General features: G+C 36.7%; 11 protein-coding genes and 1 riboswitch. Of the genes, 7 read left to right on the top strand and 4 right to left on the bottom strand.

All coding sequences use genetic code 11. The features are described 5' to 3' along the window. Positions 1-107: 107 nt before the first annotated feature. Positions 108-2,273: a sensor domain-containing protein gene (locus FI644_RS20240; protein ID WP_181758132.1), complete on the top strand. Its 2,166-nt coding sequence runs from the start codon at positions 108-110 to the stop codon at positions 2,271-2,273. A 105-nt stretch (positions 2,274-2,378) separates the two neighbouring features. Here FI644_RS20240 and FI644_RS20245 read toward each other — a convergent pair whose 3' ends face one another. After that, complete coding sequence (locus FI644_RS20245; protein WP_053476438.1) at positions 2,379-4,418, bottom strand: molybdopterin oxidoreductase family protein; 2,040 nt, start codon at positions 4,416-4,418, stop codon at positions 2,379-2,381. A gap of 267 nt (positions 4,419-4,685) precedes the next feature. Between FI644_RS20245 and FI644_RS20250 the strand changes: the two genes are divergently transcribed. After that, on the top strand, positions 4,686-6,047 hold the full coding sequence (locus FI644_RS20250) for an MATE family efflux transporter (protein WP_053476437.1): 1,362 nt from the start codon (positions 4,686-4,688) through the stop codon (positions 6,045-6,047). A gap of 231 nt (positions 6,048-6,278) precedes the next feature. After that, positions 6,279-6,363: riboswitch (cyclic di-GMP riboswitch) on the top strand. 81 nt (positions 6,364-6,444) lie between these two features. Continuing rightward, positions 6,445-7,626: a sensor domain-containing diguanylate cyclase gene (locus tag FI644_RS20255; protein ID WP_053476436.1), complete on the top strand. Its 1,182-nt coding sequence runs from the start codon at positions 6,445-6,447 to the stop codon at positions 7,624-7,626. A 53-nt stretch (positions 7,627-7,679) separates the two neighbouring features. On the opposite strand, the gene FI644_RS20260 is transcribed toward FI644_RS20255, so the two are convergent. After that, positions 7,680-7,889 carry a methionine aminopeptidase gene (locus FI644_RS20260; protein ID WP_082620676.1) on the bottom strand — a complete coding sequence of 70 codons (210 nt, stop codon included), beginning with the start codon at positions 7,887-7,889 and terminating at the stop codon, positions 7,680-7,682. Between the two features lie 189 nt (positions 7,890-8,078). Between FI644_RS20260 and FI644_RS20265 the strand changes: the two genes are divergently transcribed. From FI644_RS20265 to FI644_RS20275, 3 genes are all read left to right on the top strand, one after another. Further along, positions 8,079-8,621: an NADPH-dependent FMN reductase gene (locus FI644_RS20265; protein WP_056685102.1), complete on the top strand. Its 543-nt coding sequence runs from the start codon at positions 8,079-8,081 to the stop codon at positions 8,619-8,621. Positions 8,622-8,887: 266 nt separating this feature from the next. Continuing rightward, positions 8,888-9,646, top strand: a complete 759-nt coding sequence (locus FI644_RS20270) for a TerC family protein (protein WP_053476433.1) — start codon at positions 8,888-8,890, stop codon at positions 9,644-9,646. 123 nt (positions 9,647-9,769) lie between these two features. Then, the gene (locus tag FI644_RS20275; RefSeq protein ID WP_053476432.1) at positions 9,770-10,588 is read left to right on the top strand and encodes a squalene/phytoene synthase family protein; all 819 of its coding nucleotides are present in this window, start codon (positions 9,770-9,772) and stop codon (positions 10,586-10,588) included. A gap of 57 nt (positions 10,589-10,645) precedes the next feature. Here the strand turns inward: FI644_RS20275 and rluF are convergent, their stop codons facing one another. Both rluF and FI644_RS20285 read right to left on the bottom strand, forming a co-directional pair. Next, positions 10,646-11,353: a 23S rRNA pseudouridine(2604) synthase RluF gene (gene rluF / locus FI644_RS20280; RefSeq protein ID WP_056685097.1), complete on the bottom strand. Its 708-nt coding sequence runs from the start codon at positions 11,351-11,353 to the stop codon at positions 10,646-10,648. A 131-nt stretch (positions 11,354-11,484) separates the two neighbouring features. Then, positions 11,485-12,324, bottom strand: coding sequence for a formate/nitrite transporter family protein (locus FI644_RS20285; RefSeq protein WP_056685094.1), 840 nt, complete (start codon positions 12,322-12,324; stop codon positions 11,485-11,487). A 316-nt stretch (positions 12,325-12,640) separates the two neighbouring features. On the opposite strand from FI644_RS20285, the gene FI644_RS20290 reads away from it, so the two are divergent. Next, a complete protein-coding gene (locus FI644_RS20290; protein WP_142109072.1) occupies positions 12,641-13,513 on the top strand; it encodes a TRM11 family SAM-dependent methyltransferase in 873 nt (290 codons plus the stop codon). Positions 13,514-13,803: the final 290 nt, after the last annotated feature.

Below are 13,803 nucleotides of genomic sequence, written 5' to 3' on the forward strand. Positions count from 1 at the left end.
TACTAATTGACAATATATGATAAAAAAGAACTAGTATAATAATGGTATCCATCATAATGTATAAAAATGAGCTCTATAGTTTTTGTTTTGGGTTAGGGAGTGAGTATATGTTCGATCAGAATCAAGTGCAGCCATGGATTGATTCTTTACAGGAGATTTTTAGAAATAGCCGTTCGAATTATAATAATTTGCTTCAAATGGAAAAGGATATTCAGCAAATAAGCACCTTTTTAGAGGATTATGCAAATTTGCGATATGCGTTAGATGCTTCAGCAATTGTTGCTGTTACAGATACGAGCGGAAAAATAATCTATGTTAATCAAAAGTTTTGTGAACTGTCAAAATATTCCACAGAAGAGCTAATTGGCCAAAATCATCGAATCCTCAATTCTGGCTACCATGAGAAGGGATTTTTTGGAAAAATGTGGAGAACAATTAATAAAGGCGACATATGGGAGGGTGAGGTAAAAAATAAAGCAAAGGATGGGACCTTTTATTGGGTAAAAACGACGATTGTTCCTTTAAAGGATCAGGATGACAAACCAATCATGCATATTGCGATAAGAACAGATATATCAGAAGGAAAGCTTGCCCAAGAAAAGTTGGTTGAAGCATTGCAAAATGATTTCACACATGTCGTTAATTCCATGAATAACTTAATTTTCAAAGTAGCAAAAGATCCAGATGAAAAATTTATTTACATACTGAATGAAGGAAAACTTGCCTATCAATTAGGCTTAGAAAATGAGAAAATGCGTAACAAAAGACCTAATGAAGTCTTTCCATCAGAAATTGCCAATATGCTAGTAAGTAAATATGAGCAAGCTTTTCTTGGTCAACCGATTACATATAATTATGCTTATAAGGATCGACAACTATTAACCTACTTATCTCCGATTCATCGTGATGGCAAGGTTGTTGAAATTATCGGCTGTATTAATGACATTACGGAGCTTCATCATGTTCAAGAAGAAGTAGAATTTATGGCCTTTCATGACATATTGACAAGTTTACCAAATCGAAGAAAATTCTGTGATGACTTACATCACTTAATGGGAAAATCTCAAGAAAAAAAAGAGAAAATCGCCGTTTTTTTTCTTGATTTAGATCGGTTTAAACAAGTTAATGATTCTTTAGGACATTCGGTTGGAGACCAATTAATTAAGGCAGTAGCTAAAAAATTGAAAAAGGGTATAAGACCCAATACGGAAATTTATCGTCTTGCTGGAGATGAATTTATCATTATTTATCCAGAACTGACAAGTACTGATATGGCTAGTAAATATGCTGAAGAGATTCTATCAATCTTTGACCAATCTATTCAATTAGATAGAAATGAAATTATTACCACATGCAGCATGGGAATAAGCTTTTATCCTGAGCACGGGGAAGATTGTGATTCTTTATTAAAGAAAGCAGATATTGCCATGTACGCGGCAAAGCTGAAAGGGCGTAATCATTTTTGCATCTATGAACAGGAAATGAACCAAGCGAATGAAGAAGCCCTGCTAATTGAAAATCATTTGCGTAAAGCCATTGATAACAATGAGCTTGAATTATATTTCCAGCCAAAATTAGATTTATATACAAGAAAAATCAATGGAATGGAGGCTTTATTACGGTGGAAAAGTCCCATGTTTGGAAATATCCCGCCGGATAAATTTATCCCCATTGCTGAAGATACCGGTTTGATTATTAAGATCGATAATTGGGTTCTAGAAAAAGCTTGTGTACAAAATAAGGAGTGGAATCATACTTGCTTTTCCACACCCTTAAGAGTGGCGGTGAATATTTCGCCATTACATTTTCGATTGCCAAACTTCCAGCAAGTAGTCGAAGATGTATTGGAAAAAACGGGTTTGGACCCACAATTGCTAGAATTAGAAATTACGGAGAATAGCTTTATCGACAATATAGACGAATGTATTGAATGTTTAGAGAAGCTAAGAAAAATGGGCATAGTTGTTGCTATTGATGACTTTGGAAAAGGGTACTCTTCCTTAAACTACTTAAGAAAATTCCCCATTCAGTCACTTAAAATTGACCGGAGTTTTATTCATGAAGTATCAAAAAATAGAGAAGATATTGCTATAGTGAAAGCGATTACTTTTCTTGCACATGAATTAAATTTAAAGGTTGTTGCAGAAGGGATTGAAACGAAGGAAGTTATAGACATACTAGAGGAAATAGGCTGTGATGAAATTCAAGGGTATTATATTAGCAGGCCGCTTCCTAAGCAAGAGTTCGAAACCATCTATCGTACGTGGATCTAATAAAATAATAAAAAGTGCTTAGTATTTAATGATCCATTTGGTCTAAATACTAAGCACTTTTTAAATTCTAGTAAATGTTAAGATTTGGTTTTAGTAATATTCTAATTAAAGCTTACTTATCGCCACTCGTCCTGAAAAGAAGGTTGCGCCACCGCCCATATCAGACAAACGATCCGGTGTAAGAGTGTTTACAAGTTGTTTTGTTCCCGGAATATTTGCCCATAGACCTTGTGAAACGATCACGCCAGGAAGAACATTGTCGCCAACGGAAACCTTTAATTCACATTCTCCGCGCTGATTCCAAACCATTACAGTTTCTCCGTTCTCAATTCCCTCAGCCTCTGCATCAAGAACATTCATATGAATCCGTGGCTCTTTTTCAAGCGATTGATGCTTTTGAATATTTGAGAATGTTGAGTTTAAGAAATTATGATTAGGTGCTGGAACGAATAAGTATGGAAAATCACCATCATCAACAATTGGAAAATATGTTGGCAATGGGGGATGACCATCCTGTTTCATCTTCTCTGAATATAACTCAATTTTACCACTTGGTGTTGGCAGTTTTCCAGGTAAAAGCGGCTTCACATTCGCCTTCACGTATTGCTTTTCAATTAAAGACTCATATTGAATGTCTGTAAGGTAAGGATTTTCAGGATGATCGAGTGCACGAGTAATCATTTCAGCTTCTGTTTCTGTAAAAGCGTCCTCAGTGAATCCCATTCCTTTTGCTAATAAACGAAAGACCTCTACATTTGATTTGGATTCCCCATAGGATTCAATGACAGGCTGTTGAATTTGCATATAATGATGCCAGTAAGAACCATAAAAATCGGTATTCTCAAATGAAGATGTCGATGGCAAAACAATATCAGCATATTTGGCTGTTTCAGTCATGAACAAATCATGAACGACAAGAAATAAATCCTCTCGTCTCAAGCCTTCCCGAACCTTATTTCCCTCTGGTGCTACAACTGCAGGGTTACAGCTATATACATACATGGACTTAATCGGGGGATCTAATTCGAGCAGCTTTTTGCCAATTTCATTCATATTAACTACACGTGTTTCTTTGTTTATTAATAGATCTGGCCGTTGAAGCTTTTCTTCATTAAATGCTAAAAAGCCGGAATTTGATTTTATAGCGCCTCCGCCTTTGACAAGCCATTGTCCAGTTAAGGCAGGCAGACAAGCGATTGTACGTGTGGACATCCCGCCGTTGTCATGATGCTGCAGGCCGTTTCCAATTCTAATATATGAAGGAGTAGTCTCCCCATACATTCTTGCTAGCTTATAAATGTCTTCTACAGGTACACCAGTAGTTCTCGAAACGGATAAAGGATCATATTGCTTCACATGTTCCCGAAGTTCATGATGGCCTACTGTAAATGCTTGTAAAAATTCTTCATTAACCATGTTTTCAGCAAATAAGATATGCATCATTCCAAGTGCTAGCGCGCCATCTGTCCCTGGTAAAATCGGAATAAACCAATCTGCCATTCTGCCAGTTTGATTTTTATGAACGTCAATAACAATCATTTTTGCCCCGTTTTTTCTCGCTTTTTGGGCAAGGGTAATTTGATGCATGTTCGTACTTACTGCATTGATTCCCCAGAAGATAAACAGCTTTGTATGAATGGTGTCTTCTGGATCTATGCCAATATTTCCGCCCATCGTATATTTATAGCCTGTCGTACCTGCAGACTGGCAAATGGTTCGATTTAACTGTGACGCTCCTAACCGATGGAAGAATCGACGATCCATTCCTTCAGCAGTAAGGTTTCCCATGTTTCCATAAAAGCTATAAGGAAGAATACTTTCTGGACCATCTATATCGATTAACTTCTTCCAGCGCGAAGTAATCGTATCGATCGCTTCTTCCCAGCTAATTTGTTCAAATTTCCCTTCTCCTTTTGCTCCTACTCGCTTCATTGGAAACTGCAGACGGTTTTTATCATATATTCTTTCTTTCATATTCCGTACTTTGTTGCAAATATTACCCTGGGTTATCGGATGATTCGGGTCCCCCTCTACCTTAATAATTTTTCCATCCTCCTTATGGAGCAGTAATCCGCATTGATCAGGGCAATCTAGTGGGCATACAGATGGAAATATCCCATCGCGTTGGTTAACAAAAGTGGTCATAGTAATCTCCTTTTCTGTTTTTTAAATAGTTGTCGGTAAGCTTAATTGAATAAGACTTTATGTATCAGCATAGTAAATGAAGAGCAGCCGACTATTTCATAATGAGTTCTTAAATATTTTTATTATCGAAATATTTGTTGTTATTATCATAAAATAGATTAATAAGTCTAGCAATAAAAGATTGTTATAAAAATTAGTGAATTCTATTTAAGTACAAATACGAGTCTGCTATTATGGGATAATATTATATTCAAGGAGTATTTAATAATGAACCAAACATTTACCATACAGGAAAAGATGAAGCAAATATTCATTTTATTGATTCCTATTTTAATTACACAGCTCGGCATGTTTTCGATGGTATTTTTCAATACGATTATGTCAGGAAAGTATCATTCATCTGATCTAGCAGGAGTCGCAATAGGGTCATCCATTTGGAATCCAGTATTTACAGGGTTGAGTGGAATTCTTCTTGCCGTTTCACCAATTGTCGCCCAAAGCTACGGGGAGAAGAAGACAGGGGAAGTGACATCGATTGTTAAAAATGGCATATACTTAGCGATTATGATTGCCGTTTCAGTTATCATTATTGGTTTCTTCCTGTTAGACCCTTTATTAACGAAAATGAATCTCCCAAGCGGTGTGCAAGATACCGCTCGTAACTATTTGATCGGGCTTAGCTTTGGAATTATTCCGTTATTTGCTTTCAATGTATTAAGATCCTTTATTTATGCATTGGGAAAAACTCGTGTAGTCATGGTTATTTTGATCGTGGCTTTACCGATAAATTTATTATTTAACTATGTACTAATTTTCGGGCGTTTTGGCTTTCCTGAGCTAGGTGGTGCAGGGGGAGGCTATGCAACTGCAGTCACGTATTGGTTTATTTTAGGAATGATTATTTTCGTCATTAAAACGCAAAGCCCTTTTTCATCCTTTAAAGTATTTGCAAGCTTTAAAGGGTTCTCACTGGAAAAGTGTAAAGAAATACTGAAAATTGGTGTGCCAATGGGGCTTTCAATTTTTTTTGAAACAAGTATGTTTGCCGTGGTAACGATTCTATTAAGTAAATTTAATGTGACGACAATCGCAGCTTATCAATCAGCTCTAAATATCGTTTCTTTTTTATATATGATACCAATGAGCATTTCGATGGCTCAAACTGTACTTGTTGGATTTGAGGTTGGAGCAGGAAGGTATAAAGATGCGAGGGCATATAGTTGGTTGGGCATCTATTTATCCATTATTATTGCGTTAGTAACAGGCTTACTAGTCGTTTTATTTCGATATCAGGTTGCGGGATTCTACTCTAATGAAGCGGCAGTAATTACACTCACCGTCCATTTTCTAATTTATGCGCTATTTTTCCAAATATCTGATGCCATTCAAGCCACAGCACAAGCAGCTCTAAGGGGATATAAGGATGTAAATATATCATTTATCATTACATTAATTGCTTACTGGTTAATCTGTCTCCCGGTTGGCTATCTCCTTGCACATCAAACAAATTTAGGAGCAACGGGATATTGGATTGGGTTAACGATTGGCTTACTTGCCGCAGGTGTTTGTCTGTCACTAAGGCTTATCTATATTCAGAAGAAGAAGTATATTATCGAACAAGCGGGCTAATTTGTTTAAAAGGGAATTTATCTTTCCCTTTTAAGCATTACAGTATTAAAATTTAGCATCTGTATGATAAAATATAATCAAAAAGCTCAAGTTAAGAAGGAATGACCTGCTCCTATTTCTTTAACCAGCTATTTTTAGCATGATTTCTATGAAAATCAATTGACTATGGTAAATAAGAACTATATAGTATTAATATAACCATTTTGTGATTTTTCAGAATTCTAACTTAATAGGAGAAAAGGGCAAATTCATTGAAAAATGAGGACGCAAAGCTAGAGGGGCTAAAGTCATTTGATCATGCCAGCCAGCTGCCGAATATAACTATAATTGAGTTAGGTTAATCGGTATGCGATTAATCTTTTTCTTGTGAAAAAATAATACGTTGGAAGTGTATGGAATGAGTAAGCAAATGGAAGGAATTCATAAAGTTCTTCGGATTGTTACAAAATTGCTGAAAAAAATCGGCTCTGAAAAAAACATCATTACACGGGATGTATATTCAGAAATAGTATGTTCAGTTGGGGACTGTGGAGATAAAGAAGCGATTGATTCCTTATTATCACAATTGCAAAAAGTGAACGTTCAAATGGAAAATATGAGCTGGCTAAACGAACATTATAAAATTTTGCATGATTTTGCCCAAGTATGCAGCAAAACATTAAACGAAGAAATTCTTCTCAAGAAGGCATATGAAATGGTTTCTCAAGTAATGCCGACTGATTCGTTTTTTATCGCTTTATATACAGAAGGAAATCCGCTTATTCACTTTATTTTTATGGTGGAAAATGGAATTTTCTTTCCGCAGGAATACATAAAAATGGGAAATAATTTTACTTCAAGAGCAATCAGAACAAAAGAAATTGTTCATCCGAGAAAAGTGAGCCAAGATCAGACTGATTCAACGTTCGGAGTAACAGATACGAAATCAGGCATTTTTGTACCAGTCATCATTGATGATCAGGTGAAAGCAGTTATTTCTGCACAAAGTGTGTCTGATTTCGCTTATCGAAAAGAACATGAAGAACTATTGCAGATTATTGGAAACCAGGTCATTCATTCCATTGAAACGGCGAGACTTTATGAAAAAATTTATTTAATGTCACAGACAGATGAATTAACCGGATTGAAGAATCACCGTGCATTCCATAATGATCTCTCCAATTTAATCGGCGAAGATGGGAAAGAAATAACCTTGATGATGATTGATTCAGACCGATTAAAGAAAGTGAATGATAATTTTGGTCATGATATTGGAGATTTATATTTAAAAGTATTAGGGGATGGAATTAAAAGCATTTGTAATGATGATATTGTGGGCTATCGGTATGCTGGAGATGAATTTATGATTATCATAAATTCTAGTTTAAATAGCTTGGCTGAAACTATCCATGAGAATTTATCTGAGTATTTAATACAGCACCCAATCAAAATAGGAGAAAATGAAATAACTGTTTCGATTAGTACAGGTGTTGCCATTTTTCCAGAGCACGGGTCTAGCGTTGATTCGTTAAAGAAATCAGCTGATCAAGCCCAATATAAAGCAAAAAAACAGGGTGGAAACCAGATGGTTACTGCTTAAAAACGAAAGTGCCGGGACTGCAAAAAAGGATCTTTTGCTGTCCCGGCACTTTCTTATTGGTATTCCTCCCAGTCTGAGTATGTGCCGCCTCCGTTACAGCCTGGACAATCATATAAATTTGCGTGATAGGCATATTCGTTACCTGGAAAAATGGAAAACCCTCGTCCGTAGCACTCTGGACATTTATTCTCATCCTTCATATTCGATAGATGTTTTTCGTGTCGATTGGCCCTCCACTCATTAAAAGAATTTAGTAATCCCATATTATTCACCCCAAGCTTTTTTACTTAGTTTTTATTAAATTGGCTGTTTTTATACGCAATGTGTTTTAATTCTCATTTAGCAGGAAAAAGTGTATGATAAAAGCAAGAAAAGTAACTATCGTTCGCATATTGGTAATAACAATAAACAGGTTCGAACGGCAGGAACATCATAGGAAGGAGAAACATCGAATGAAATTACTCGGAATATCTGGCACTATCTTAGGGGCAAAGACAGCCATTTTAGTGGACACTGTTCTAAAAAGGGTAAAGGAAAAATACCCTGAAATAGAAATTGATCTTCTTGACTTAAGAGACTATCAAATGGAATTTTGTGATGGCAGAAATCCGGATCTGTATAATGAAGACACGAAGAAATTAATTCAAGCGGTTTCGGAAGCAGATTTTTATTTAATCGGATTTCCTATTTTTAATGGTTCATTTCCTGCGCCTTTAAAGAATGTGTTTGATATTGTTCATCCATCTGCTTTTCGTCATAAAGTGATGGGGTTTGTTGCAAATGGAGGGACTTATCAGCATTATCTTGTCGTTGAAAATCAGGTGAAGCCAATTGCTGGGTATTTGCGTTCATTTGTTGCACCAAGCTATGTGTATGCAAATGGGGAACATTTCAATGCAGATAATGTAATTGTTGATGAGGGTGTTTTATCCCGAATTGACGCACTTGCAGAAGAATTAGTTTTGATGCACAAAGGCTTGTCAAATAAAAGATAAACCCTAATCCAAAATGGAACAAAAAACAACTGGATGGTATACCCATTCAGTTGTTTTTTATTTTGATTGATATCGAAAACAGGTTAAAGCAGTGGCTATTTAATTGGTATTTTAGTATAATTATAATAGAATTAGCCCTCAATTTTAGACAGGACTGTTTAATATGCATAAAATTTGCGCTGTGCATGACACTAATTGATAGCTTTAGCTATCTTTTTTTAGTGATTTATAAATGCAAACATTTTATTTTTAAAGGGGTCTTTTAAGTGGAAATCCTGAATCAGCTGTTAGACACATATGCCTCGTTTTTCGATTGGAAAATGTGGGGAGAGGTGTTAACAGATCCAGTATCATGGGGGTATATCGGCACATTAGTGATTCTGGAAGGTCTATTGTCTGCCGATAACGCATTAGTACTGGCTGTAATGGTGAAGCATCTGCCTAAACAACAACAGAAGAAGGCGTTAACATACGGATTGTTTGGCGCATATTTCTTTCGTTTCTTATTCATAGGTCTTGGCATGCTTTTAATTAAGTTTTGGTGGATCAAGGTGATAGGTGCTGGATATTTAGCATGGCTTGTAATTAAACATTTCTGGATTGGTGAAGGAGATGACGAAGCCGAAGGATTGAAAAAGGACAGCTGGCTCACCCGAACCTTTGGGGTTTTTTGGGCAACAGTTATATCTGTTGAGATTATGGATTTAGCGTTTTCGGTTGATAGTATTTTAGCTGCATTTGCAGTATCTGAGAAGGTTTGGATATTGCTCATTGGCGGGATGCTCGGAATCCTAATGATGCGGACTGTTGCGAAGGGATTTCTTGTCCTCATTGAAAAAATTCCAGAGCTTGAAAATACAGCCTTCATTTTGATTGCAATTATCGCTATTAAAATGTTCTTAAGTGTATTTGGCATTGAAATTGACCATCTCATATTTTTCGGTATTATCATTTTGGCTTTCGTTGCAACCTTTGCGGTCCATTACTTCAAAAAGAATCATGATGGACAAGATAAAATAGCTTAAATGATTAAAATAATGAGAACATGTGTACAAAAGCTGTTCACTTTTTGTGAATAGCTTCTTTTATTTGCACTCCAAACAAAGGAATATTACAATCAACATATAAGAAAAAGGGGGCAGCATACGGTGAGTGAAAAGACTAATTTACATAATGATGCGATAGAGATGTTAAAGGAGACGAGTCGGACTTTTTTTATTCCCATTAGTCTTTTAACACCGGGTTTAAAAGAAGCAGTATCCTCTGCCTACTTATGCATGAGAGCTATTGATGAAATTGAAGATCATACTGAACTTGAATCAGCGGTGAAGAGTGAACTATTGCTATCTGTAAGCAAATTATTACGTAGGCCATTTCATGACAATGAGTTAATGGACATTTTCCAACCATATCTATCAATCTTACCTGAAGTCACCATTCGACTTGGTGACTGGATTAAAGTATGCCCGGAAATAATTAAAGAAAAAATTCTGGATGCTACATCTGTTATGGCGGAGGGAATGGCAAAATGGGCCAGAAAAGATTGGGATATTAAAGATGAAAATGATTTAGATGAGTATACGTTCTATGTTGCTGGATTGGTAGGGGTTATGCTGACAGATATTTGGAAGTGGTATGATCAAACCGATACAGATAAAGATCTTGCGATTGCGTTTGGACGTGGATTACAGTCAGTGAATATTCTCCGTAATCATGCGGAAGATGCGAGCAGAGGGGTTAACTTTTTTCCTGTAGGATGGGATTTTGAAGATATGTTAACGTATGCACGCAGAAATTTAGCCTTAGCTGACGAGTATGTGAAAGATATTAAAACGGCTACAATTCTCCATTTTTGCAAAATCCCGTTAGCGCTAGCACATGGTACGCTAGATGCTTTAACAGCTGGGAAGGAAAAAATGAGCAGATCCGAAGTAACCGAGCTAGTAAGCCGAGTAGTTGGAAAATAAGAAAAGCGCTTGGTCTCCTTTTTCATAAATACTTGGAGCCAGGCGCTTTTTCTATTTTTACCATTCTTTCGGCTGGTAGTTCAGTTCATTAAATAAGGCAGTACGTTCTTTTTTGGTTAAATCGCGCCATTGTCCAACAGGCAGGTTGCCTAAATGGATATTCATAATACGGATGCGCTGCAAACGATACACATCGTATCCAAGTTCGGCGCACATACGGCGAATTTGCCGATTTAGCCCTTGAGTCAATATAATTTGAAAATCATATTTTGATAACTGTCTTACTTCGCAAGGAAGCGTTTTTGTCCCGAGTATTTTCACACCATCAGACATTTTCTTCAAAAAATCTGGAGTAATCGGCTTATCTACTGAAACAATATATTCTTTTTCGTGTTTATTCTCTGAACGAAGTATTTCGTTAACGATATCTCCGTCATTTGTTAAAAGAATAAGACCATCAGAGTCCTTATCGAGTCTTCCAATATTAAAAACCCTTAGTGGATGATTAACTAAGTCAACGATATTTCCTTTTACATTTTTTTCAGTAGTGCTCGTAATCCCAGCAGGTTTATTTAAGGCAATATACACATAGTTTCTTGCCATTCGGATCGGGTGTCCGCTAACGAGAACATCATCACCAGGTTCAACTTGACTGCCAACCTTTGCAACTTTTCCGTTGATTGTGACTCTTCCTTCACTAATTAATTTGTCTGCACCTCGCCTTGAGGCATAACCAGATTCACTAATGTATTTATTAATACGCATGATAACCAATCCTTAAGAAGTTAATTTTTTTCAAGAATAACATGAAAAATTTGATCATATCAAGATTAAATAGCAAATTAATCAGAAGGATTCAAGTGTATCATGTTGAGAAAAGTTAGGAAAGCTGTTTTCTACAAACCTTTAATCCTAAGAGCAGTTGGCTGGCTATTTAAATCTACATTTGTTTTTTTCTTGTGATTTACTAAATGCAGGGCTAATCCGGTAAAGATAAATCCGCCAATAAAGTTACCGATTGTGACCGGAATTTGATTCCAAAGCCACCAGTCTCCAAATGAGAGGTCTGCACCCATAAGGATGGCTGTTGGAATGACAAACATGTTTACGACAGCGTGCTCAAATCCATGGGCGAAAAATAAAAATACCGGAAGCCACATTGCAGCAATTTTTCCAATCGTTGAGCTAGAAACGAATGCCATGAATGCTCCTAATGTTACCATCCAATTACATAATACAGCCTTGGTCAAGGCAACGATAATCCCTTCTCCACCAAGGTTTTTATATGTAAGTGTTTTTGCTTCTGCAACGCTAACAATCTTATCAATCATTGGTCCATCTGTTACATGCCCAAGCTTCGTTGCGGATATATAAAATAAAAGACCATACAAAAGGCAGCCTAAAAGGTTTCCTGTAAAAGCCCAAAAGAAGTTGTAGCTAATGTTTGTGATGGTAGTTTGTCCTCTTAATCTAGCAAGTGGGAGCATGGCAAAGTTTCCAGTCACCAGTTCTAAGCCTAATAATAAAATAAGTACAAAACCAACAGGAAAAACAAGTGCTCCAACAATACTTAAATTTGTCTCTATTGTAGCTGTATATGCAAGTGTAGTGGCAAAGCCTAATAAGGCACCGGATAGAATTCCTTTAATTAAGATATCCCTGATTCCCAGTTTTGATTTATAAGCACCTGCTTGTGCAACATCCTCTACTAGCTGTGCTGGTTTAATATAATCCAAGCTCATTCCTCCAAATTCATTAAAATTTAGTTAGGCTTTATTTATTGTAATGAGGGGGAAATCAGTATATCAAGCATTATTTACAAAAAATTACATTTAATATTTTATATAGTGATTACCTTATGTACAGTGGTAAATATGATATTTAAAGAGTGGTTTTAATTGATTTTCTTCTGCAATACAGATATGGTTTGATAGGAAGAAAGAATTGAGTAACTAAAAGGATGGTAATTATTTGTTTATAAGAAAAGAAAGACCTGAATTTATCTATACATTTGCATGCCAAAAGGAAGAACAATCGCTTTCTCATTTAGAAATGCGCTCCTTTTTTGGAGAACAGGCAGAAAACAATATTCTAAAAAGTACGACAGAAATCGATCCAAGCCGCAGTCCATTTATTAAAGAGCGGATTGAAGTGATATATGAAGGAGACAGCTTGCCGGAAATCGTGGAACAAGCTGGTCAAATCGATATGGAGGAGTCAACCTTCAAAGTTATCTTTGTTAAAATCAATGATTTAGAAGCTAGTGAAAAAATTGAATATGATAAGCGGCGTTTGATTGAACGAGAAATCGGCTGGGAAATCAAGGGAGAGGCAGATGTGCGTCATCCGGATCATTTGTTTGGAATAGTCACTTTGGGTGGACGCTGGTACTTTGGAAACTTACAAAAAAATGAAGCGCTTTGGCTGCACCATATGAAGAAACCGCAAACTTTTTCTACTGCTCTAAGCACACGGGTTGCTAGGGCTGTGGCAAATATCGCTGTACCTGAACCTGATGGAGTGATAGCTATAGATCCTTGCTGTGGAATTGGAACGGTTTTAGTAGAGGCGCTTTCCATGGGCATTGATATTGTCGGGCGTGATATTAATCCGCTTGTTACATCAGGATCAAGGGAGAATATTGCCTTTTTTGGTTATGAAGGGGATGTCAGGGTGGGTCCTATATCAGATGTAACTGAACAATATGATGTAGCTATTATTGATTTGCCTTACAATTTGTATACCCATGCTACACCAGAGGAACAGTTTGCCATTCTGAAACATGCTCGCCGCATAGCTAGGAAGGCTGTAATTATCACGATCGAGACAATTGATGAAATGATTATGGAAGCAGGATTTAAAATCCAAGACCGCTGTATAGCGAGTAAAGGGGTATTTTCTAGGCAAATACTTGTTTGTGAGTAATAGAGGCTAGATGGCTTTACAGAGAAGATACGTATGTCGTCAAATTAGGAATTATATGTGCCTATGATAGCAGAAAAAGCAAGAGAGCGGTAACAAGAAGGGCGCACATGTGCCCGTGGAAGCAGAAAAAGCAAGAAAGCGGTAACAAGAGGGGCACACATATGCCCGTGGAGGCAGAAAAAACAAGAGAGCGGTAACAAGAGATGTGCCCTTGTGCCCGTGACAGCCGAATAAACTATAGAGTGGTTACAAGCAGAGCTTATATGTACTAGTGAAAGTATAAAAAGCTA

Source organism: Cytobacillus solani (genome assembly GCF_006704205.1).
Classification (GTDB): Bacteria; Bacillota; Bacilli; order Bacillales; family Cytobacillaceae; genus Cytobacillus; species Cytobacillus solani.